This is a genomic window from Arthrobacter sp. BK1 (assembly GCF_056680055.1).
Window position 1 is genome coordinate 545,764 of record NZ_CM155263.1, and the last position, 21,928, is coordinate 567,691.

Consider the following 21,928-nt stretch of genomic DNA (forward strand, 5'->3'; position numbering starts at 1 on the left):
TCTAGGACTCTATCCGGTCGTCTGGGAGAACGGTGAATCCCCTGGCTGTCAAGGCGTTCCGGAGTTCCACCCGGTCATCGAGCGCAAGGTTGACACCTTTGACTTCCTGCCAGACCTCGTGCCCGCGGCCGGCCACCAGGATGGTGTCGCTCGGATCTGCCAGTTCAACAGCACGTTGGATGGCGGCATCGCGGGGATACACTTCCTCGATCACACTCTCCAACGGCTCCTGCTCGAGGGCAGCCCTGGCACCCGCCATGACGTCTGCCCTGATGGCTGCCGGGTCTTCATCGTGGGGGTCGTCGTCCGTGATGATCACAACGTCTGCAAGCCGCGCAGCGATAGCTCCCATGGCTGGCCGTTTGCCTTGGTCCCGCTGACCGGTGGCGCCGAAAACAACTATCACCCTGGAGCCGGGCACCGGCGAGCGGACGGCTTGCAGCGCCCGGGCCAGGGCATCAGTGTTGTGGGCAAAGTCGACCACGGCGGCCGGGGCGTCCGAAATCAGCTGCATCCTGCCCGGCACCGCCACGGTGAAGGGATCGTGGGAATTCAGGGCCGCCTGCACGGCGGCGGCGTCCACGCCGCTGGCCAGCACCATCACAGTGGCCAGTGCCGCATTGGCAACGTTGAAGGTACCGGGCAGCCCGGTGTGGACCTGCAGCGCAGTGCCGTCAGGGCCGCGCAGCGTGAAATCGGATCCCAGCCTGCGGGCGGCAATCTCCGCGACCCGCCAGTCGGCGTCTTCGCGCGAAAGATCGCCGCCGGAAACGGTGGCGAGGGTGGTGACCGGGATCCCGGCTGTGGCGGCAAGCCTGCGGCCCCAGTCGTCGTCGACCGTTACTACGGCGGCACGGGCGCGCTGCGGCGTGAACAGCTCGGCCTTGGTGGCGAAGTAGTCTTCCATGGTCCCGTGGAGGTCCAGGTGGTCCTGCGTCAGGTTGGTGAACCCCGCGACATCGAAGAGCACACCGTCCACCCGCTGGAAGGACACGGCATGTGAGGACACTTCCATCGACGCAGCGTCCAGACCTCTTTCCCGCATCAGTGCCAGCAGCCCATGGACATCCGTTGATTCGGGGGTGGTCAGCAGGCTGGGAATCGGCTGCCCGCCGGCAAGAATCTCGATGGTTCCGATCAGGCCGGTCTTCTGCCCGAGGGAGCGAAGCAGGGCGTTGATGAAATACGTGGTGGTGGTCTTTCCGTTGGTGCCCGTCACGCCGAAGAGACGCAAGGGCCGCCCGGCGGACGGCTGGCTCCGGTAGATCAGGGCCGAGAGCGGCCCCACGACGTTTCGCGGTGCGTCAACCACCAGGACGGGGACGGAAGTGTCCGCTGACAGTGCCAGGAGCCGCGCACCGGCGTCGTCCGTGAGAACCGCCACCGCTCCCCGGTCCACCGCCTGTGACACGAAGTCAGCGCCATGGCGGGTGGCACCGGGCAGCGCCACGTACAGGTCTCCGTGCTCCACGGTGCGGGAGTTCAGCGAGATACCGGTGACTCTGATCCCGGCCGACGAACCCGGCACCGGGACACCGAGTGCTTCCCCAATGCTGTCCAGACGGACTGCAGCTACGGCTGTGGGCCTGAACCGGCCGGCGAGGGCTTCCCCTTCCGGCGCGCTGTGGCTGCCAGGTTCGTTCTGGTGTGACAAAAGGATCTCCGATGGTGCTAGTGGATCGTGCCCGCAGGAATCGGCTTCCGGTGCGGGCGCGGTGGGAACTGCTGCCTGGCGTGGTGCTACTTGGCGAACTGCGGCAGCCTGGCCGGTTCGCCCGTGGACGGCTGGACGTTGTAGGTGCGCAGGGCCTGGCTCATCACCGAGCGGAACACCGGCCCCTGCGTGATGCCGTAGATGTCGCCCTTCGGACGCTGCAGCACCACCTCAACAATAAACCGAGGGTCATCCATCGGTGCCATCCCCACGATTGAAGCGGTGTACCCGCAGAAGCCTGACTTGCCGTCGTCGCACGGCGATTCGGATGTTCCCGTTTTTGCTCCAACCCGGTAACCGTCGATGGCCGCGTCCTTGATCTGCCCTTCAGTGACGGCACTTTCCAGGATGTCCTGAACCTGCTGGGCGGTGTTGTCGGAGACCACCTGGCGGGAAGGCTGCGGGGCCACCTTCTCCTCCTTGCCGTCAGCGGTGACGTAGGCATCGATGAGCCTGGGCTGGAGCATGACGCCGTTGTTGGCGATCGTCTGGAATGCCCGCACTGTTTGAAGCGTCGACTGCGAAACGCCCTGGCCGAAGAGGACAGTGAACTCCTGGCGTCCGTCCCACTGGTCAGCAGGCGTGAGGATGCCGGCGGCCGTGGCGGGGAGTCCGATGTCCGGGGCCTCGCCGATGCCGAACTTCCTGAGCCAATCGTATCTTTGTTCCTTGGTGAGCCGCTCTCCGGCCATTACGGTCCCCGTGTTCATGGACCAGCCAAGGATCCCGGCCAGCGTGCGCTCTTCGGTGCCGTGGGCAAAGGAGTCAGTGAAGCTCTGGCCGTTCACCGTGTAGGAAGGACCGAGCGTGAACGTGTCCAGGGGGCTGGCCTTTCCCTCCTCAATCAACGCAGCGGCAGTGATCATCTTCTGCACCGATCCGGGCTCGTAGGCAGCAGTCACCGATCGAACGCCACGGTCCTTCGCCGCCACTCTTCCGGGGTCGTTCGGGTCCGGGGAGTTGGTGTCTGCCATCGCGACGATGTTGCCGGTCTTGGCGTCCATCACCGTAATGACGCCCCATTCGGCCCCCTGCTTGTCCGACTGGCTCTGGATGGCCTGCTGGGCGAAATACTGGAGGTCGGCGTTGAGGGTCAACCTGACGTCTTTGCCGTCCTCAGGCGGGGTCAGTTCATCCACACCGACGGGGATGCGCAGGCCGTCGGCGCCGATTTCGAAAAGACGCTTCCCGTCCACGCCGCGAAGCAACTCATCCTGGGTCTGTTCGATTCCCGCCTGGCCGGTGCTGCCGTCCTGGAGGAAACCGATGATCCCGCCTGCTACGGACCCGTTGGGGTACACACGCTTGCTCACGCCTTCAGTGACGATGCCGGGGATCTGGAGCTTGGAGATCCGGTCTTCAACGTCCGGCTTCAGGTCCTTAGCCACAATGTAGTACTTGGATTCTCCGGTGACGGCCTTCCGGAGATCCTCTGAGTCCGTTCCAAGGACAGCCGCGAGTTCGCTGATGCCCTGGTCCCGGCTGACTTCCACCAGCTTGTCCTGGCCCTCCACCAAGCGCCAGAACTTCTCCGTTTTCGTGTTGGTGACCTGGTCCACCACCAGGTTGTACCGGATGAGGCTGTTGGCCAGCACCACGCCATTGGCGTCCAGGATGCTTCCGCGCTCTGCAGGCAGGGAGGTCTCCCGCATCCGGTAATCGAGCGCTGCCGCGGCCATTCCGCCGACGTCGAGCCCTTGGACCATAAAGAGTTTCCCGCCCACGACCAGCAGGAGGGTCAGCATGATCCCCAGGCCGAGGCGGAGCCGCTTGGTGGCGTTGGGCACCTTGCCGCTTTTTGCTTTGCCGGTCTTCTGCGCCACCGTGATTTCCTTGCTGCTCGCCTTGTTGACTGCCTGATGCCTGACTGATTGCCTGGTGGGAGCCCGGCGGTCTGACGTGCTGCCTGGCGGCTGTTGCCAGCTACTGGCCGGGCACCTTTTGTTCCGGGGCCGGGACCGAGCCGCCGTGGAGTTCTGCGGCCGGTGCTGGTGGCGCCGCCGCTGCCTGTGCCGCAGCCGCCGCGGCCGCCGCTTCGGCCGGGGCCTGGGCCTGGGCCTGGGCAGCCTGCGCCGCTGCCGGCAGTTCGCTGACCGGCTTGCGGCTGGCCAGCGGTTCGCCGGAGGTTGCCGGCGGGACAACCGTCAGCAGCCCCGCGACAGCTGGAGCCGGGATAACCGATCCAGGAGCGCCGCCCTTGACAGCCGGTGTTGCCTTGCCGGTGACGGCGAGGGTGGAAAGGTCGATCTGGCCTTTGACCGTGGAAGCTACCATTCCCAATTCTGTAGCCTTGGCTGCCAGGTTCTGGGGAGCCTCGAAATTCTGGACCTGCTGTGTCAGATCCTGGTTTTGCTTGGTGAGGCTGCTTTGCTGGCCCCTGAGCTCGACCAACTGGTACTGCGATGTGGAGACGGAGATGTTCAGGACCAGCACGGCTACCAATGCCACAGCCAGCATCGCGAAGCACAGCACCACAAAGGGAGCACGGCGCTTCCTCGGGGAAAAGCGCACCACAGACAGGGGGGTGCGTTCCTTGCGGCCGGCCCCGGGGCTCTTGATGGCCGGGGCGGTGCTGCCGGAGATCACCGGGAAGTTCTTGACGGCGGCGGTGCTCATGCTTCTCTCCTGGCTCTGATACGTTCCACGGCCCGCAGCCTTGCTGAGGCTGCGCGCGGGTTCTCTGCGATTTCGGCGGCGGTGGGGACTTCGGTGCCCTTGGTCAGTGTCTTCAGGACTGCTTTATGTTCCTCGAGCTCCACCGGGAAACCCAGCGGTGCGGAGGATTTTGAGCCTGCCTGGAAGACGGCCTTCACGATCTTGTCCTCAAGGGAGTGGTACGACATGACGACGATGCGCCCACCCAGGGCAAGGGCGTCCACGGCAGCAGGAACGGCCCGCTCCAACACCTCAAGCTCCTCGTTCACTTCGATCCGGAGGGCCTGGAAGGTCCGCTTGGCGGGATGGCCTCCCGATTTCGCTGCGGCGGCAGGAACAACGGAACGGATTTGCTCCACCAGTTCCCCGGTGGTGGCGAACGGCTTCACTGCCCTGGCCGCAACGATCCTGTTCGCGATCCGGCCGGCGAACTTTTCCTCGCCCCACTTGCGGATAATCCTGACGAGATCCTCTTCGCTGTAGTTGTTAACGACGTCTGCCGCGGTTTGCCCACGGCTGGTATCCATCCGCATGTCCAGCGGCGCGTCAAACGAGTAGGCGAATCCACGCTCACGCTCGTCCAACTGCAGCGAAGATACGCCCAGGTCCATCAGGATGCCGTGGACCTCGGAGACTCCCAGGTCCTCAAGCACGTCCGCTATTTCGTCGTACACCGCATGGACGAGGTCCGTGCGTGAGGCGAAGGGGGCGAGCCGCTCCCCCGCCAGGGCCAAGGCTTCCTCGTCGCGGTCTATGCCGATCAGGTGCAGGTCCTCAAAGCGCTGGAGCAGGGCCTCTGAGTGACCGCCCATCCCCAGCGTTGCGTCGATGGCAATGGGGGTTTCGCCGCGCAGTCGGGCAGCTTCGAAACCGGGGGCCAACAAATTGATGCACCGGTCCCGCAGGACCGGCACATGGCGTTCAGACGTTGGCTTGGGGTTTTCGTTCATGCCTTCGTCCTTCCTGCCGTTGGTGTGGTTTGTTGCTTCTTAATCCAGATCCCCATCCGCGCCTATCGTCCCGCCGGCCTGGCTCCGGGGAAGTGAGCCAGGTTGACGCTCTGATGGGCGGCTGGAGATCTCGTTCAAGAAGCGGTCCGCCGGGCTGTTCAGGGGATCACAGGATCCCCGGAATGGCATCGTCGGTTTCAGAAAATGCGGTTTCCTTTTCTGCCAGGTACTCATTCCAGGCCTGGGCATCCCAGATCTCGGCGCGGGTGCCTGCGCCGATGACGGCCAGTTCCCTGCCGAGGCCTGCGTACTCCCGGAGAGCGGCCGGAATTGTCACGCGCCCCTGCTTGTCAGGTACCTCGTCCGAGGCTCCAGAGAGAAAGACGCGGATGTAGTCACGTGCCTGCTTGGAGGAAATGGGCGCCTCCCGCATCTGCTCGTGAACACGTGCAAATTCCTGCTCACTGAAGACGTAGATGCAACGTTCCTGGCCCCTCGTGAGCACCAGACCGCTGGAAAGTTCCTCACGGAACTTTGCGGGAAGGATAATCCGGCCCTTTTCGTCCAGACGCGGCGAGTGCGTGCCCAGAAACACTGGCCCACCGCCTGTCTGCCGAAAGGAACTGCACATCCCTGTGTTGCAACTACCCTCTTATGTCCTCCACATTACTCCACTTTCCCCCACAGTCAACGCAAAACGGCCCTGACCTCCCCCTTTTCGTGGTTGTTTGGGCCTTGAATGGCGCGGAAGCAGGCCCGTGGCGCGAAGTGGAGGAGAATCGGCCGCGCTGAAGCACGCCGGTGGCGCGAAGTGGAGGAGTATCCGCCGCGCTGAAGCACGCCGGTGGCGCGAAGTGGAGGAGTATCTGCCGCGCGGCGGCGTGCCCGGCAGGGTTAAATGCAAAAGACCCGCCGTAGCGGGTCCAGTGGGCGGCCATTATTGCCGTCGGGAGCAAAGTGGAGTGGCGGGAAGTGGAGTAGCCAGGCGATGAGCACCGGCTATTCCGGGGGGCGCACCGGAGTCAGCTGGATGATCAGACTGATCGGGACCAGAACAAATCAGGGCAGGGTTTCAGCGGGGCAGAAGCAAAGCCTTCAGGATTCGTCCCGGCGCCGCTCGTCCCAGCGCTCCTCCAGGCTGCTCATGAAGGAACTCCGGGGCTTCCCGGCCTTGCCCGGCCCGGTGTTCTGTTTAGGCGCGGAAGCGTTGCGCATTGTGGCGAAGTAAACACCGGCACCCATGACTACAAAGCCCAGCACACCCACAATGATGAGTTGGGTGGTGACGCCGACCAGGAGCAACGCGATTCCCGCTAATGCGCAAAGCACACCAATAACGATGTGGCGGGTGGACCACGTTCGCCCGGGATCGGATCCCATGGAATTAGCGAACTTGGGATCGTCCTCGTGCAGCTGCTTCTCCAACTGCTCCAGCAGCTTTTGTTCGTGCTCCGAGAGCGGCATCACGACCTCCTTAAGTAGGCCAACGTCCGGGCTGGTCCCATCCAGTACTACTGATCCGACAACGACTGGCATGTCCGGGTGGTTCCCGCCCCGCCGACAATGGCGGAATGCGAAGCACCGGCATGACGCCGATGGAACGGCAGCACGTCAAAGAGGTCCGGCAGTAACTGAAAACTATGTACATATAAGGATAGTTTGTCGGGGGCCGTTCTGAAAGACGGCAATGACTTTCCCGGACCCCTCCTGCACCTGCTCACGTCCCGTGTCATTGACCCTTCCCGGAGTCCAGGAGACTGGCGGGCAGGACCGATTTGTTTCCGAACTTCCGGCTGACCTGGTCCAGTGCCTGCTCGGCCGCCCGCCAGTTGTCATCCCGGCGGTCAAGGCTCAACTGCAGTGCCGTCTGCGCAGTCTCCTCAAGCTGCTCGGCACGGATGCCCACCAGCCGGACAGTCATGGGCCGTTCGCCGACGGACTCGAGCAATTGGAGGGCCACGGCATGAATCAGCTGTGCGCTGTCCACTGGAGTGTGGACGGTCCGGCTCCTGGTGATGGTGGAGAAATCCGCGAACCGGAGTTTCAACGCCACGGTCCTGGCCACCATGCCGGAACTCCGCAGCCGTCCTGCCGTTCGATGGGCCAGCCGCAGCAGCTCGCGGCTGATGATGGCTTCATCGGCCGTATCCACTGCGAAGGTCTCTTCCGCGCCGATGCTCTTTTCCAGCCTCACCGGGGTGACCGGACGCGGATCGATGCCCCATGAAAGCCGATACACGTGCTCACCCGTAGCGCCCAGGACCTTCTTGAGGGAGGACAACGGCGTGGCCGCGACGTCCGCAACGGTATTGATGCCCATGCGGGCCAGGACATCCGCCGTCTTGGCGCCGATCCCCCACAGGGCACCGACCGGCAGGCTGTGGAGGTAGGGCACCGTCTCGTCGGGTCCAATGAGCAGCAGACCATCAGGTTTGCAACGCGTGGAGGCAATTTTGGCAACGAACTTGCTGGCGGCAATTCCCACGGAGGCTGTGATACCCAGCTCGGCCGCCACCTGGCGCCGGACTTGCTCACCGATGGCGCGCGGCGGGCCCAACCGACGGATCGCGCCGCCGACATCCAGGAAGGCCTCGTCAACGCTGAGCGGCTCAACGAGTTCGGTGAAGGAGTGGAAGATCTCCATCAGCTGCCCGGAAACCTCGTAATAGAGCTTGTGACGCGGTTCTATGATGACGGCCTTGGGGCACATGCGTGCCGCAATCACCATGGGCATTGCCGATTTGACGCCGAAAGCTCGGGCTTCGTAGGACGCCGAAAGGACCACCGAACGGTCTGCCGGAAATCCGACAATCACCGGCTTCCCGCGCAGTTCCGGACGTGTGCGCAGCTCGACGGATACAAAGAAAGCGTCCATATCCACATGCATAATGCAGTTGCGCCTGAGCTCCCGAAGCCCCGCTTCGGTGTACTGGTTGTTCTGCTCAAGCCCCACAACGGCAATCCTATCGGTTGGTACTGACTAAACTGGAGGCTGAATCCGGCATCAACCCCAGGAGGAAAGTCCCTGTGACGGTCATGAGAAACCTTAAGGCAACAGGATTGGCGGCTTTCGCCGCCAGTGCCATGCTGGCCGTCGCAGCCTGCACCCCGGCGGGACCCGCGGCGTCGGCGTCGTCCGCCGGCACCGCCTCGCCGGAATCCAGCGCCTCCACCGTCACGGCTTCCGCCAGCCCCACTTCCTCCCCCGGAACTTCGGCCACTGTGGGAAAAATCGTCGACGGTTTTCCCGACAAGCTGCTTCCCCTGATGCCGGGAGCCACAGTGATATCGAGCAGTTTCGACAAGGCTGCAGCGCCGGCCACGGCGGCTCTGGTGGCCAGCATCCCTTCCCCGGCCGCCGCCGTCGTGGACTTCTATACCCAACATCTTCAGTCTCAGGGATTCAAAGCCGTTCCGGGCGACGCCGTGGGCTCCGTGGCCTCCAAGGACTTTGTCCGGAACGACTCGGAGACGGTCAACGTCGCCGTGGTCGAGGCTGCGGGTGTTGCCACCTTCACCATTGGAGCCAACGTTTCTGCTGAGTCTGCCCAGTGACCGTTTCGGAGCAGCTCAGGCTGGAACAGACCGCCTTCGTCGCGGCGGTTGCCGGCGAACTGACGGACTTCCTCACTGAGCGGCAGGCCCTGATGGCCTCCATTTCGCCGGACATTGATCCCATCATGGGCTCCATCTCCAACCTGGTGACGGGGGGCAAAAGGCTCCGCGCCCTGATGTGTTATTGGGGTTGGCGCGGCGCGGGCGGGGATCCGTCCGCTACGCAGATCGTCACGGCAGGATCGGCCCTGGAGCTTTTCCAGGCAGCGGCCCTGATCCACGACGACATCATTGACCGTTCAGACACCCGGCGGGGCGGGCCCAGTGTCCATCGCCGCTTCAGCCAACTGCACCACGCCCAAGGCTGGGCATTGGACAGCGAACGGTTCGGGCACGCGGCCGCCATTCTCACGGGGGACCTGTGTTTGTCCTTCAGCGAGGAAGCGTTCACTGAGATCGGCGGGCAGGCCGCGTCAGGCAGCCGGGCACGGCTGATCTTCAACCTCATGCGCGCGGAGGTCATGGCCGGACAGTATTTGGACATCCTGGAAGAGGTAGCCGGTCCGGTCCGTGACCGCGCAGGCGCAGTGACGCGCGCGCAGTCCATCATCAGGTTCAAGTCCGCCAAATATTCCACCGAGCATCCGCTGGCGCTGGGCGGCGCCCTCGCGGGGGCCTCTGATGAACTGCTGCGAGGCTACTCGGCTTTCGCTTTGCCCCTCGGCGAGGCATTCCAACTGCGCGACGACGTCCTGGGAGTTTTCGGCGACCCCGTCACCACCGGAAAGCCTGCAGGAGACGATCTCCGTGAAGGCAAGCGGACGGTGCTGATTGCGCTGGCACTGGATCAGGCCTCAGCCGCCGAATCAGCCTATATTGATGCCACGCTCGGCAGCCCTGACCTGGGTGACGGCGATATAGCCGAGATCCGCCGGATCATCGAGGATTCCGGGGCGCTCCAGGCGACCGAGGTGCTGATCAGCGAATTCGGTTCGGCGGCCTTTGATGCGCTGGAACGGCTGCCGCTGGAGGACCTGCCCAAAACCGCCCTGCGCAAGCTGGCGGAAGCGACCGTCAGCCGCGCCTCCTAAAGGGTCCGCTGCCTGGTCAGCCCCGCCAACCTAACCAGGCTTAGCAAGCCCGGGCCCTACCAGGCGAGGGTCTGGGCCCTGCGCCTGATTTCGGTCTTGCGGCCTTCCCGCAGCGCATCGATCGGCCGGCCGCGCTGTGAATCGTCGGCGGTGAACAGCCAGACGATCAGGTCCTCGTCGGAGTAGCCCGCGTCAGCCAAAACCACAATGGTGCCTTTAAGACTGTCAACCAGATGGCCGTCCTGAATAAAGGCCGCCGGCACTGAACGTATGCGCCGCTCCCCGACACGCAAGGCCGCAAGGGCCCGTTCATCTATCAGGCTGTGGACTTTCGTAATCGATACGTCCAACAACTGCGCGACATCCGGCAGGGGCAGCCACTCGCCCACAAGGCTTTCTACGTTACTCACGGATCAAGGTTGCCACGGCCGGAGCCCCTGCGCCTAGTCAGTTTCTCCGCCGTCGGGACAAAATGCACGACACTCCACAAAAACTGTTGAACCGGTGAAGCCTGAATTCTTGTGCTAACGGAAATTTCGTGAGAGATTCTCATAGATCACATTTGTAACAGGAATAACTTAAGTAACATTAGTATCAATAGTCACACGCTCATCCTTCCCGGCAGTTGAAGAAGAGGATCCCTTCCATGACGACGTCCCGCTCGCCAAAGCAGCCCCCCAGGCCGAGTCTGCCCATGATCGCCGTCACAACGGCGGCTCTGCCTGCGGTTGTACTGTCGTCACTGGCCCTCGCCCAACCCGCCGCCGCACAGTCCCCTGCTCGGCCGGTTCCCGCGACACTTGCCGCCGCCATGAAAGCCCAGGCTGCCGAAGCCAAAGCGGGCCTGATCCCCGCAGCCTCCGTGTCCACCACCATTCCTGCCGCTTTCCAGCCGGCGCAGCCCGCGGCACCCGCCGAATACAGCGTTGCCCGGGGCGACACCATCAGCGGCATTGCCGGCAAGTTCGGCCTCGACACCTACGAGGTCCTCAAACTGAACAACCTCCAGCCGAACACCATCATTTACCCGGGCCAGAAGATCAAGCTTTCCGGTTCAGCAGCTGCTGCACCGGCCCCGGCGCCAGCGGCACCTGCTCCGGCGCCGTCCGGCGCGGGAGGCAGCTACACCGTTAAAGCCGGCGACACGCTCGGTGCCATTGCAGCCCGGCACAACGTCAGCCTCTCGGACATCTTCAGCTGGAACGGGCTGAACATGCGCTCCATCATCCGCCCCGGCCAGAAGGTCAAGGTAGGCGCCGGCGAGGCCGCAGCGCCGGCGGCGCCCCAGCCAGCCTCCACTCCTGCAGCCCCCGCGCCTGCTCCGGCAGCTGCACCAACAGGTGCTTACACGATCAAGGCCGGGGACACCCTGTCTGCGATCGCCTCACGCCATGGCGTCAAGCTCTCGGAACTCCTCGCGGCGAACCAATTGAGCATGACAACCCTGATCTACCCAGGCAACAAGCTGGTGATTCCGGGCGCCTCGGTTCAGCCCGCATCCTCCGCCCCGGCACCGGCTGCCAGCGTGACGCCGCTGGTACCAAGCTCCTTCCTGGGCTTCAGCTACCCCGCGGCGGTGGTCAGTTCCGCCAACGAGAACAAGGCCTTGCTGAACGCGTCGCCTGTCCCATCCCGGGACCAGATGCGCACCATCGTGGCAGACACTGCCCGCCAGATGGGCGTGGACCCGTCCCTTGCCCTCGCGTTCGCGCATCAGGAATCGGGTTTTGACCAGCGGGCCGTTTCACCGGCCAACGCCATCGGAACCATGCAGGTGATCCCTTCATCCGGCCAGTGGGCCTCCGACCTGGTGGGACGGAAACTTAACCTGCTGGATCCCTACGACAACGCGACAGCGGGCGTAGCCATCATCAAGCGGCTGATCGCCACCAGCAAGGACCTGGACAATGCGATCGCCGGCTACTACCAGGGCCAGTACTCCGTCAGCAAGTACGGCATGTACGACGACACCAAAGCCTATGTGGCGGCCATCAAGGCCCATCAGAAGAACTTCGGCTGAACCATCCAGCAACGCTGCCAAGGCTTGCTGCCGCAATCATTGGCTCACGGACAGGGGTCCGGACCGCAGGTCGGTTCGGACCCTTTTTCGTTGCGGGATTAGGATCGTAGAGTGCAGGAATACGTGTCAGACCGTCTCGTTGGAACGCTGGTGGATAACCGCTACGCCGTCCGCTCCAAACTCGCGCGCGGCGGCATGTCCACTGTTTACCTCGCCACGGACCTCAGGCTGGAGCGCGATGTCGCCCTCAAGGTGCTGCACCCGCACCTCGCCACGGATGAGAGCTTTTTGGGCCGGCTTGGCCGGGAGGCCAAGACCGCAGCCAGGCTCTCCCACCCCCATGTGGTGGGGGTGCTGGACCAGGGCAATGACGGCCAGACCGCCTACCTTGTCATGGAGTACATCAAGGGCCACACCCTCCGGGACGTCATCACGTCCAAGGGTGCGTTACCTCCACGGCTCGCCCTGGCGCTCATCGATCCCGTGATCGAAGGGCTGGGAACGGCGCATGCCGCCGGGATGATCCACCGCGACATCAAACCGGAAAACGTCCTCATCGCCGAGGACGGCCGGATCAAGCTCGGCGACTTCGGCCTGGCCCGGGCCGTCACCACATCCACCAGCACCGGTGCCCTGATCGGCACGGTGGCATACCTCTCCCCCGAATTGGTGCTCGGAAAGCCGGCCGATGCCCGCAGCGACATCTACTCCGTCGGGATCATGCTCTACGAGATGCTCACCGGCAAGCAGCCGTTCGACGGCGACGTCCCCATCCAGGTGGCCTACCAGCACGTGAACGGAAAAGTGGGGCCGCCGTCGGCCCTGGTTCCGGGCCTTGCGGCCGAAGTGGACGAACTGGTGCAGTGGTGCACCGACAACGATCCGGAGAACCGGCCCGTGGACGGGAACGCCCTGCTCCAGGAACTGCGGCACATCCGGACCAACCTCACGGACCGCGAACTGGACCTCCAGCCTCCCGCAGCCATCGCGGCCGGAGCCCAGAGCCCGACAGAAATCATCGCGCGCACTAACAACCCCACCAGCGTGATGTCGCCGCTGGCGCCGACACGGCCACCCCGGGTGCAGGAACAACACCCGCAGGACCAGACGCGTGCGCAGGAACAGTTCCGGCCACATGAACACCACACCGCTGTCTTTCCCGGTGTTGCACCCTCCGCGCCCTTCGACGCGCGGACAGCCGGCCCGCGGACGTCCGGTGGTTACGGTCCCTACCCGGACACCGAAGCGGCTCCCCTCACCAAGCGGGCCCAGCGCAAGGCCGACAAGGAAGCGGAGAAGGCCAGGTCACGGGCGGCAGCGACCCCGCTCAGATCCCTCCGGGAGGGCAACCCGCGGCGCCGCGGAGCCCTGTGGGTAGTGGTCCTGGTCATCATCGCTTTGCTCGCCACCGGGACCGGCTGGTTCTTCGGGATGGGCCCCGGCTCGCCCGGAACCATCCCCTCGGTGGCGAACAAGACGGTGGCGCAGGCGCAGCAGCTGCTGAGCGATGCGGGCTTCCAGTCCAGCACGCGTGACGTTTTTGACGACGACGTCCCGTCCGGACTGGTGGTGGGCTCGGAGCCGGGCGCCGGAACAGAGATCAGGAAGTTCCAGCCCGTGGCCTTGTTTGTCTCCAAAGGACCGCAACTGTTCGAGCTGCCGAAACTCACGGGCCTGACGCTGGATCAGGCCAAGAACGAACTGAATTCGGCCGAAATGGCCCTGGGAACCATAATGGAGCAGTTCGATGAGGGCATTGCCGCCGGAGTGGTCCTCGCCCAGGACCCGGCCGCAGGTACGGCGGCCCGTCATGGGACGCCGGTTGCCCTGACAGTCTCCAAGGGCCCCGAGCCCATCGCCGTCCCGTCCGTCGTCGGACTGGATGAGGATGAAGCCGTCGAAGCCATCGAGGCAGCGGGATTGAAGGCCGTTGTGGCGAAGGACGAGGTCAACGACAAGAACGTGCCCAGGGGCGCGGTGCTCAGTCAGGCGCCGGCCAATGGAACACTCACGCGGGGCGGCACCGTGACGCTGACAATCTCCAAGGGACCGAAGCTCGTGGAGGTTCCGAGCTTCATCGGCAAGCAGGCCGGCGAAGCCCGCAGGGAACTGGAAAAGCTCGGCTTCCAGGTCCGCGTGAACAACGTCCTCGGCGGCTTCTTTGGAACGGTCAGGGACCAGGACCCGGTTGAAGAGGAGGTTCCCGAAGGGTCAGTCATTACCCTGACGGTGGTGTAGCCGGGTTATCCGCCGGCCACACCACTCACAGGTCATGCAGGTCCGCAGGGTCAGTGCTTCGCCAGCGCGCCGGCCACAAGGAATGCCATCTCAAGGGACTGCATGTGGTTCAGGCGCGGGTCGCAGACCGACTCGTACTTGTCCAGGAAGGATTCCTGGTCGACGGGGTCGGCACCGCCCAGGCATTCGGCGACGTCGTCCCCGGTCATTTCGACGTGCAGGCCACCGGGGACAGTCCCCAGGGCGTGGTGCACCTCGAAGAACCCGCGCACCTCGTCAATGACGTCGTCGAAGTTGCGGGTCTTGTAGCCGTTGGGCGAGGTGACGGTGTTGCCGTGCATCGGGTCCGTGACCCACAGGACCTGCGCGCCCGAGGCGGTGACCTTCTCGACGACGGCGGGGAGCTTCCCGCGGATGTTTGCTGCACCCATGCGGGTGATGAAGGTCAGCCGGCCGGGCTCGCGCTCCGGATCCAGCTTGTCGATGAGGCGGAGGGCGTCGTCGCCGGTTGTGGACGGGCCGAGCTTGACGCCAATCGGGTTCCGGACGCGCGACAGGAAGTCGACGTGGGCGTGGTCAAGCTCCCGGGTGCGTTCCCCGATCCAGAGGAAGTGAGCAGAGGTGTCGTAGGGGAACCCGGTGCGGGAGTCGATGCGCGTCAGGGCTCGCTCGTAATCCAGCAGCAGGGCCTCGTGGCTGGCGAAGAACTCCACGCGCTTGAGTGCTTCGAAGTCTGCCCCGCAGGATGCCATGAACTTGATGGCGCGATCGATGTCACGGGCCAGGGACTCGTAGCGCGCGTGGGCTGGATTCTCCGTGAAGCCCTTGTTCCACTGATGCACCGAGCGCAGGTCCGCGAACCCGCCCTGGGTAAAGGCCCTGATCAGGTTCAGCGTCGAAGCTGAGGTGTGGTAGGCCTTCAGCATCCTGGCGGCGTCGTGGCCGCGGGATTCGGGGGTGAAGTCATAGCCGTTGACGATGTCACCACGGTAGGCCGGAAGCGTCACGCCATCGCGGGTCTCGTCATTGGACGAACGCGGCTTGGCGAACTGTCCCGCCATGCGGCCCATCTTGATGACCGGCATCGCGGCACCGTAGGTGAGGACCACAGCCATCTGGAGGATGGTCTTGACCCTGGCGCTGATCTTGTCCGCGGTGGCCGCTTCGAAGGTTTCAGCACAGTCGCCGCCCTGGAGCAGGAACGCCTTGCCCTGGGCAGCAGCTGCCAGACGTTCGCGGAGGACATCCACTTCGCCGGCGAAGACGAGCGGCGGGAGTACGGAAAGTTCCTTGACCGAGGCGTCAAAAACGTCCTTGTCCTGCCAGCTGGGCTGCTGGGACACGGGAAGATCGCGCCAGTCGTCCAGGCCGGGATAGTTGGCTGCTCCGCTCTGGGCGGTGCTGGACAGCGAAAAGACAGGTTTTGCAGATAGCTCAGTCACTATCTAAGACTAATGGGCGTGGCGGGCTTCGGAACACCTCACCGTCACGCGTCCCGGGAGCGGCGTCATAGTCAGCCTGCAGCCGGGTCCTTGCCCTTTGCCTCTGCTGCTGCGCCTGCGAGCCTGAGCTTCACCACGGCCGCGTACTCGTCCACGTATTCCTGGCCCGAGAGCCGCATGAGCTCGAACATGATTTCGTCCGTGACCTTGCGCTGGACTTCCCGGTCCTCGGCCTGGTCAGCGTATTGGCGGAAATCCAAGGGGGCACCGAAGATCATGCCGATCCGGCGGATGTTAGGCATCCGCTTGCCGATGGGCTGGACCTTGTCCGTTCCGATCATGGCCACAGGAATCACGGGCACCCCGGCCTGCAGGGCAAGCCGGGCGACTCCCACCTTTCCGCGGTAGAGCTTCGCGTCCGGGCTGCGGGTACCTTCGGGGTAGATCCCCAGGAGCCCGCCGGAGGTCAGGACGTCCATGCCGGCACTGAGCGACACGGCCGACGCCGCGCCGCCGGACCGGTCCATGGGCAGCTGGTTGGTGAGCCGGAAAAACATGGCCGTCAGCCGGCCTTTCAGACCCGTGCCGGTGAAGTACTCGGATTTGGCGAGGAAAACCACGGGCCGGCGGACCATCAGGGGCATAAAGATGGAATCCGAAAATGAGAGGTGGTTCGAGGCGATGATCGCCGCGCCCTCGGCGGGAACGTTGTCCAGACCCTTGACCCACGGACGGAACAGAAGCCGCAGGACCGGCCCCAGGAAGATCCTCTTCATGACCCAATAGAACACGTTCAGAACCTCTCCGGAAGCCAGCCGGCCAGCCCTACGTCGGGTCAGGCAGGCACTCCAATGCAACCCTACTCTAGTGAGATTTGTGAGGAACAGTGACACGATGGTGTCATGACAGAAAGCAGCATCCCGCCCAGGCCTGCCGCTTTCAGCTATCCCGGCCACGGCCCTAACGGGCGGACCGGAATCGCGATCTGCCACGGCTTTACCGGCAGCCCCCTCAGCGTCCTGCCATGGGCAGAATATCTTGCCGCCCAGGGTTTTGCGGTGACAGTGCCGCTGCTGCCCGGGCACGGCACCGACTGGAAGCAGCTGGCGCGCTCCAACTGGCACGGCTGGTACGCCGCTTTCGAAAACGCGTACCTGGAGCTTGCCGCCCGGACGGACCGGTGTTTTGTAGCCGGCCTGTCGATGGGCGGCGCCATCGCCCTTCTCACTGCCGCCCGTCACCCGGTGGCAGGGGTTTCCGTGGTGAATCCGGGCCTGAGCTTCTATGACCGCCGCGTGCGCGTGGTAGGCGTGCTCAAGTACTTCCAGCGCACCACGATGCCCATCCAGGAAGAAAAGCCGACGGCGGCATCCACCGAAGACGGCGACTATTCCCGCACGCCTCTGGCTGCAGTGCACGAGCTGAAAAAGCTCTTCGGCGCAGCGACGCGCGGGCTGCACCAGGTTAATGCCCCGGTGCAGGTCTTCAAGTCCCGGACCGACGCCGTCGTGCCTCCCACCTCGCTGGCCGCGCTGCGGCACCGCCTGGGACCGAGGCTGGTGGAGGTGGTGGACCTTCACAACAGCAGCCATGTTGCCACCCTTGATGTGGACGCGCCGGAGATTTTTACCCGTTCCAGTAAGTTCTTTCTCGCCCACTCCGCGGACACAGCGGACGCCGCCCAACACCAGCTCGGAGACGTTATGGCAAGCCTTCCGGACCACAGCCCCTTCAGCAGCGCCCTTCGGGGGGACGGTGTCCGGATCGGTGTGGTGCTCTCGCACGGGTTCACGGGCAGCCCGCACGGGCTCCGGGCCTGGGCTCAGGCGTTCGCCGATGCCGGCTTCGCGGTACGCATGCCGCTGCTGCCCGGCCACGGCACCAGCTGGCAGGAACTTGCCAGGACACGGTGGCAGCAATGGCACGCTGCCCTGGACGAGGCCTACCTTGACCTCGATTCCCAGTGCGACCAGGTGTTCGTGGCCGGGCTGAGCATGGGAGGGGCACTGGCCTTGAGGATCGCGGCGACCCGCCCTGTCGCAGGCGTGGTCCTGGTCAACCCGGCACTGGTCATCGACGATCCCCGCGCTCCCCTGGCAGGGATCCTGAAACTGGTGCTCAAGAGCACCCCGGCGATCGCCAACGACATCCTGAAACCCGGAATGGACGAAGGGGCCTACCCGCGTACCCCGGTGGCTGCCGCCCATGAGATGAACAAGATGTTCAAGGACACCATCAGGCTGCTCCCCCGTATCACTGCCCCTGTCCGGGTTTTCCGCTCCACAGTGGACCACGTGGTCTCTGATACGAGCATCGTGGCCTTGCGCCGGGGACTGACCCACGCCCCGCTGACCCTGACCTCCCTCGAGAACAGTTACCACGTGGCAACGTTGGATAACGATGCCCAGGAAATCTTCCAGGGCTCCGTCGATTTCATCCGGACGGTGGTCGACGCCGAGGCACCTGCCGATCCCGCGTCTTCAGGCACGAGGTCTGACCTGCTGCAGAAGGGCACCGCCAATGACTAAGCCAGACTCCGGCTCACCGGATCAGGGAGCTAACCAGGACGACGCCGTCTGGCTCGATCTGGTGGCACGGCTCGAGGAAGGTTCCGGGGCAGGCGGCGCGGCTGGGACCGGTGATTCCGCTGGAGATAACGGCGCCACCGGCGTACCATCCCCGTCCGCAACCTTCCGCGACTTCGATCCCCTGGGACTTGCCGGGACGGCCCCCACTGAACTGTCCGCGGCCGAGAGGCTCGCGTCCGCTCCGGCAGCGGGCGATGGCGGAGACTCCGATGGCTCGGGGCAGCCCGGTTCCGCCACCGGAGGGCCCCGTGATTATGAGGCGGAAGACGACGACGGAGCGTTCGTTCCCGAGGAACCGCCGAGCCTCGCGGGGACAGATCCGCTGACCATGCTGGCCTGGCTGGGCGCCGTGGGCGCGCCCATTGCCTTGGTCCTGTCCGCAATGTTCTGGCGGTCCGCCCCTCTACTGGCTGTGGTGGGCATCGTGGCGGTGTTTGTCCTCGCAGTGGTTTACCTGGTCATGAAGCTCCCCCAGGAAAAAGACGAGAACGACGACGGCGCACGCGTCTAGCGGTACATCCCCGCAGGCGCTGGCCGGGGCTGTGCCGCTAGCTGCGCATCCGGCTGCTGACGCGGGACAGGTCAGCGGCACCGATGAGGCCGGCGTTGGGCCCGAGGGCTGCCAGTTCGATTCCCGCTGCAGGACGGAAGCCCCGGCCGGTAAGGTTCCGGGCGAAGGCTTTGCGTGCCGGCTCCAAAAGGAGATCTCCGGCAGAGCACAGTCCCCCACCGATCACAAACAGTCCCGGATCAAGGGCCGCGGCCAGGTTCGCCAGGCCCAAACCCAGCCACTCGCCCACTTCGTCAAGGAGTTCCCGGCACGCCGCGTCTCCGGCCAGGGCGAGCTCGGTGACGGTCACCCCCGTGATCCTGTCCGTGTTGCCGTCAACGGCGGCCAACAGGTCGTGGGCAACCGGCGAGTTGGCCCGCGCCAGGATCCTCGCTTCCCGCCCCAACGCGTTGCCTGAGGCGTACTGCTCCCAGCATCCGCGGTTACCGCATTCGCAACGGTGTCCGCCGGGCATGATGATCTGGTGGCCGAATTCGCCGGCCACGCCGAAGCGGCCGCGCTCCACCCTGCCGTCCACCACCATGGCACCGCCGATGCCGGTGCCCAGAGTGATGCACACCAGCCTGTCCTCGCCCTTACCGGCACCGAAGCGCCATTCCGCCCAGGCCGCTGCGTCGGCGTCGTTCGTCAGCAGGACCGGCCGGCGCAGCAGGCTCTGCAGGTTTGCCCTGAGGGGCTCGTTCCGCCAGGCGAGGTGGGGGCTGAACAGCACTGTACCGGCGTCGAGGTCCATCCACCCGGCCGCTCCGATGCCTACCGAAGAGATCCGATGGCCGGCAGCCAGTTCCTCCACCACCTCGACGATGACTTTCTCCACGGCGCGGGGGTCGCTGCCGGGAGTGGACCGCCGGGTTTCACTGAGGATCCTGCCTTCAGCGTCCACGACCCCGCCGGCAACCTTCGTCCCGCCGATGTCGATGCCGATGGCCAGGCCCTTGCGCCCGAGCCGCAGGTGTTCACGGAGCCCTTGCCCCGGCCCAGACCGGGCCTGCATGGCCTGTTGCCGTCGCCGCCAGGGCGCTGGACGTCGTGGGGAACCGGCCTGGTCGCCGTGGGGCGGTGCATACATAGTCCCTCATTGTAGGCGGGCCGGGCAGGCGTCCACGTCAGGTCCGCAAATTGGCACTCACCAGGCTTTGACTCCTAAGTTACTCGCCAGTAGGTTTATTACTGCACGGCCACGTTGCGGGCGTATTAGTCTTTAGGCATACCCTGTGCGGGTCTATGGATATCAAAGGAGCTATAGTGCGCGAATTCAGTGTTCCGCCACTGGTTGTGGTCCCCCCGGAAACCAACATCACCGATCTGCTGCTTCGGCAGGCTGCCAAGCCCAGCAACCCTTCGCTGTTCTCGCGGCTGGACTCCGCAGGCGCCTGGCAAAATGTCTCCGCCAAGGACTTCCTGGCCGACGTCACCGCCCTTGCAAAGGGCCTGATCGCCAGCGGCGTAGGGGCCGGCGACCGTGTGGGCATCATGTCACGCACCCGCTACGAATGGGCACTGGTCGACTTCGCCATCTGGTTCGCCGGCGGGGTGCCGGTCCCGATCTACGAAACCTCATCACCGTCCCAGGTCGCCTGGAACCTCGGTGACTCCGGCGCCGTTGCCGTATTCGCCGAGGCAGCCCACCACGAGGACATCATCCGGCAGGCTGCCACCTCAGAAGGACTCACCGCACTGCACCACGTCTGGCAGCTTGAAGGCGCCGGGCTGGACGCCGTCCGCGAGGCCGGGCGCGGCGTCAGCGATGCCGAGCTTGAGGCGCGCCGCACGTCGGCCAGGCTGACGGATATCGCCACCATCATCTACACCTCCGGTACAACCGGCCGCCCCAAGGGCTGCGAGCTGACCCACGGCAACTTTGTGGAGCTCTCCGACAATGCTCTGGCCATCCTGGGCGACGTCGTCAACGAGAACTCCAAGACCATCATGTTCCTCCCGCTGGCACACGTCTTTGCCCGCTTCATCTCCGTCCTGGCAGTGGCAGGCGGTGCCACGGTGGCGCACACACCGGACATCAAGAACCTCCTTGCCGATCTGCAGAGTTACCAGCCAACCTTCATCCTTGCTGTCCCCCGCGTCTTCGAGAAGGTCTATAACTCGGCCCTGACCAAGGCTGAGGACGCCGGGAAGGGCGCCATCTTCCACAAGGCCACGGAAACCGCCATTGCGTTCTCCAAGGCCCGGCAAGCCGGCCACATCGGCTTGGGCCTGAAGCTCCGCCACACCCTTTTCGACAAACTCGTCTACGGCAAGCTGCGTGCAGCCATGGGCGGCAACGTAGCCCACGCAGTATCCGGCGGCGGCCCCCTGGGCGAACGGCTGGGCCACTTCTTCCAGGGCATCGGAATGCAGATTCTCGAGGGTTACGGCCTGACGGAAACCACCGCCCCCATTTCGGTCAACACCCCGGCACTGATCAAAATCGGCTCGGTGGGCAAGCCCCTGCCCGGTAATGCGGTCCGGATCGCTGAAGACGGCGAGATCCTCGCCAAGGGCGTTTGCGTGATGCGTGGCTACTACAACCGTGAGGATCTCTCTGCTGAGACTTTTGACGACGGCTGGCTTCGGACCGGAGACATCGGGCGCCTCGACGAGGACGGTTTTGTCTGGATCACGGGCCGCAAGAAGGAAATCATCGTCACCGCGGGCGGCAAGAACGTCATCCCGGCACTCCTGGAGGACCAGATCCGCGCCGATGCGCTGGTCTCTCAGGTCCTGGTGGTGGGTGACAACCGGCCGTTCATCGGCGCACTGGTGACCCTGGACCAGGAAGCCCTGCCCGGCTGGTTGCAACGCCATGGGCTCCCTGCTTCCACCACCATTGAAGAGGCGGCGGAGAATTCCGTGGTCAAGGCCGCGGTGCAGGACCTCATCACCCAGGCCAATGCCTCCGTGTCCCAGGCCGAGGCCATCAAGTCCTTCCGTATCGTCCCCTCAGACTTCACCGAAGCGTCCGGCCACCTGACGCCCTCCATGAAGGTCAAGCGGGCCCAGGTGATGAAGGACTTCGAAAACGTGATCGAAGAAATGTACGGCGCTCCCCGCAACTGAGCGCGGAAACAGCAACGCGGGGTCACTTTCCGCCCGATAAACAGAGTTTA

The 21,928-nt window shown here is 64.6% G+C and carries 18 protein-coding genes and 1 pseudogene; 8 read left to right on the plus strand and 11 right to left on the minus strand.

Annotation, left to right across the window (positions count from 1 at the left end; all coding sequences use genetic code 11):
- Position 1: 1 nt before the first annotated feature.
- The 7 genes from AC1MCA_RS02435 to dinB all read right to left on the minus strand — a co-directional run bounded on the left by AC1MCA_RS02435 (position 2) and on the right by dinB (position 8,206).
- The gene (locus tag AC1MCA_RS02435; protein WP_479800958.1) at positions 2-1,654 is read right to left on the minus strand and encodes a UDP-N-acetylmuramoyl-L-alanyl-D-glutamate--2,6-diaminopimelate ligase; all 1,653 of its coding nucleotides are present in this window, start codon (positions 1,652-1,654) and stop codon (positions 2-4) included.
- An 86-nt stretch (positions 1,655-1,740) separates the two neighbouring features.
- Positions 1,741-3,537: a peptidoglycan D,D-transpeptidase FtsI family protein gene (locus AC1MCA_RS02440; protein ID WP_181365281.1), complete on the minus strand. Its 1,797-nt coding sequence runs from the start codon at positions 3,535-3,537 to the stop codon at positions 1,741-1,743.
- A 100-nt stretch (positions 3,538-3,637) separates the two neighbouring features.
- Positions 3,638-4,330, minus strand: coding sequence for a cell division protein FtsL (gene ftsL / locus AC1MCA_RS02445; protein WP_479800960.1), 693 nt, complete (start codon positions 4,328-4,330; stop codon positions 3,638-3,640).
- Positions 4,327-5,319 carry a 16S rRNA (cytosine(1402)-N(4))-methyltransferase RsmH gene (rsmH, locus tag AC1MCA_RS02450; RefSeq protein ID WP_479800962.1) on the minus strand — a complete coding sequence of 331 codons (993 nt, stop codon included), beginning with the start codon at positions 5,317-5,319 and terminating at the stop codon, positions 4,327-4,329. Before rsmH ends, ftsL begins: the two co-directional genes overlap by 4 nt.
- A 166-nt stretch (positions 5,320-5,485) precedes the next feature.
- The gene (gene mraZ, locus AC1MCA_RS02455) at positions 5,486-5,914 is read right to left on the minus strand and encodes a division/cell wall cluster transcriptional repressor MraZ (RefSeq protein WP_479800964.1); all 429 of its coding nucleotides are present in this window, start codon (positions 5,912-5,914) and stop codon (positions 5,486-5,488) included.
- A 500-nt stretch (positions 5,915-6,414) separates the two neighbouring features.
- Positions 6,415-6,783 carry a DUF3040 domain-containing protein gene (locus tag AC1MCA_RS02460; RefSeq protein ID WP_479800966.1) on the minus strand — a complete coding sequence of 123 codons (369 nt, stop codon included), beginning with the start codon at positions 6,781-6,783 and terminating at the stop codon, positions 6,415-6,417.
- 265 nt (positions 6,784-7,048) lie between these two features.
- On the minus strand, positions 7,049-8,206 hold the full coding sequence (dinB, locus tag AC1MCA_RS02465) for a DNA polymerase IV (RefSeq protein ID WP_479803254.1): 1,158 nt from the start codon (positions 8,204-8,206) through the stop codon (positions 7,049-7,051).
- Positions 8,207-8,346: 140 nt separating this feature from the next.
- Here dinB and AC1MCA_RS02470 point away from each other — a divergent pair, with 140 nt between their 5' ends.
- The gene (locus AC1MCA_RS02470; RefSeq protein ID WP_479800968.1) at positions 8,347-8,874 is read left to right on the plus strand and encodes a hypothetical protein; all 528 of its coding nucleotides are present in this window, start codon (positions 8,347-8,349) and stop codon (positions 8,872-8,874) included.
- Complete coding sequence (locus AC1MCA_RS02475; protein ID WP_479800970.1) at positions 8,871-9,965, plus strand: polyprenyl synthetase family protein; 1,095 nt, start codon at positions 8,871-8,873, stop codon at positions 9,963-9,965. The genes AC1MCA_RS02470 and AC1MCA_RS02475 overlap by 4 nt, the downstream gene beginning before the upstream one ends.
- 56 nt (positions 9,966-10,021) lie before the next feature.
- Here the strand turns inward: AC1MCA_RS02475 and AC1MCA_RS02480 are convergent, their stop codons facing one another.
- Positions 10,022-10,375, minus strand: a complete 354-nt coding sequence (locus AC1MCA_RS02480) for an Rv2175c family DNA-binding protein (protein ID WP_479800972.1) — start codon at positions 10,373-10,375, stop codon at positions 10,022-10,024.
- A gap of 236 nt (positions 10,376-10,611) precedes the next feature.
- Between AC1MCA_RS02480 and AC1MCA_RS02485 the strand changes: the two genes are divergently transcribed.
- Together AC1MCA_RS02485 and AC1MCA_RS02490 are read left to right on the plus strand one after the other, a co-directional pair.
- Entirely contained in the window at positions 10,612-11,985 is a 1,374-nt protein-coding gene (locus AC1MCA_RS02485; protein ID WP_479800974.1) for a lytic transglycosylase, read from the plus strand.
- 111 nt (positions 11,986-12,096) lie between these two features.
- Positions 12,097-14,223 (plus strand): Stk1 family PASTA domain-containing Ser/Thr kinase, encoded by a 2,127-nt coding sequence (locus tag AC1MCA_RS02490; RefSeq protein ID WP_479800976.1) that lies wholly within the window; start codon positions 12,097-12,099, stop codon positions 14,221-14,223.
- Between the two features lie 50 nt (positions 14,224-14,273).
- Here AC1MCA_RS02490 and AC1MCA_RS02495 read toward each other — a convergent pair whose 3' ends face one another.
- Positions 14,274-15,665 carry a class II 3-deoxy-7-phosphoheptulonate synthase gene (locus AC1MCA_RS02495; RefSeq protein WP_375134953.1) on the minus strand — a complete coding sequence of 464 codons (1,392 nt, stop codon included), beginning with the start codon at positions 15,663-15,665 and terminating at the stop codon, positions 14,274-14,276.
- 71 nt (positions 15,666-15,736) lie between these two features.
- The gene (locus AC1MCA_RS02500; RefSeq protein WP_479800978.1) at positions 15,737-16,456 is read right to left on the minus strand and encodes a lysophospholipid acyltransferase family protein; all 720 of its coding nucleotides are present in this window, start codon (positions 16,454-16,456) and stop codon (positions 15,737-15,739) included.
- Positions 16,457-16,567: 111 nt separating this feature from the next.
- Between AC1MCA_RS02500 and AC1MCA_RS02505 the strand changes: the two are divergent.
- The 3 genes and pseudogenes from AC1MCA_RS02505 to AC1MCA_RS02515 all read left to right on the plus strand — a co-directional run.
- A pseudogene (locus AC1MCA_RS02505) lies at positions 16,568-17,335 on the plus strand (alpha/beta hydrolase); the annotation flags it as partial.
- 33 nt (positions 17,336-17,368) lie between these two features.
- Complete coding sequence (locus AC1MCA_RS02510; protein WP_479803256.1) at positions 17,369-18,193, plus strand: alpha/beta hydrolase; 825 nt, start codon at positions 17,369-17,371, stop codon at positions 18,191-18,193.
- Positions 18,186-18,764 (plus strand): hypothetical protein, encoded by a 579-nt coding sequence (locus AC1MCA_RS02515; RefSeq protein WP_479800980.1) that lies wholly within the window; start codon positions 18,186-18,188, stop codon positions 18,762-18,764. The genes AC1MCA_RS02510 and AC1MCA_RS02515 overlap by 8 nt, the downstream gene beginning before the upstream one ends.
- Positions 18,765-18,801: 37 nt before the next feature.
- Here the strand turns inward: AC1MCA_RS02515 and AC1MCA_RS02520 are convergent, their stop codons facing one another.
- Positions 18,802-19,818, minus strand: coding sequence for an ROK family glucokinase (locus AC1MCA_RS02520; protein ID WP_479800982.1), 1,017 nt, complete (start codon positions 19,816-19,818; stop codon positions 18,802-18,804).
- 251 nt (positions 19,819-20,069) lie between these two features.
- On the opposite strand from AC1MCA_RS02520, the gene AC1MCA_RS02525 reads away from it, so the two are divergent.
- Positions 20,070-21,878, plus strand: coding sequence for an AMP-dependent synthetase/ligase (locus tag AC1MCA_RS02525; protein WP_108599150.1), 1,809 nt, complete (start codon positions 20,070-20,072; stop codon positions 21,876-21,878).
- The last annotated feature ends 50 nt before the right edge of the window (positions 21,879-21,928 follow it).

What these genes read in the sequence shown, in the direction of transcription:
- ftsL (WP_479800960.1), bottom strand. Translation starts at nt 4,330, where the DNA reads ATGAGCACCGCCGCCGTCAAGAACTTCCCGGTGATCTCCGGCAGCACC.
- rsmH (WP_479800962.1), bottom strand. Translation starts at nt 5,319, where the DNA reads ATGAACGAAAACCCCAAGCCAACGTCTGAACGCCATGTGCCGGTCCTG.
- AC1MCA_RS02460 (WP_479800966.1), bottom strand. Translation starts at nt 6,783, where the DNA reads ATGCCGCTCTCGGAGCACGAACAAAAGCTGCTGGAGCAGTTGGAGAAG.
- dinB (WP_479803254.1), bottom strand. Translation starts at nt 8,206, where the DNA reads ATGCATGTGGATATGGACGCTTTCTTTGTATCCGTCGAGCTGCGCACA.
- AC1MCA_RS02485 (WP_479800974.1), top strand. Translation starts at nt 10,612, where the DNA reads ATGACGACGTCCCGCTCGCCAAAGCAGCCCCCCAGGCCGAGTCTGCCC.
- AC1MCA_RS02510 (WP_479803256.1), top strand. Translation starts at nt 17,369, where the DNA reads ATGGCAAGCCTTCCGGACCACAGCCCCTTCAGCAGCGCCCTTCGGGGG.
- AC1MCA_RS02515 (WP_479800980.1), top strand. Translation starts at nt 18,186, where the DNA reads ATGACTAAGCCAGACTCCGGCTCACCGGATCAGGGAGCTAACCAGGAC.
- AC1MCA_RS02520 (WP_479800982.1), bottom strand. Translation starts at nt 19,818, where the DNA reads ATGCAGGCCCGGTCTGGGCCGGGGCAAGGGCTCCGTGAACACCTGCGG.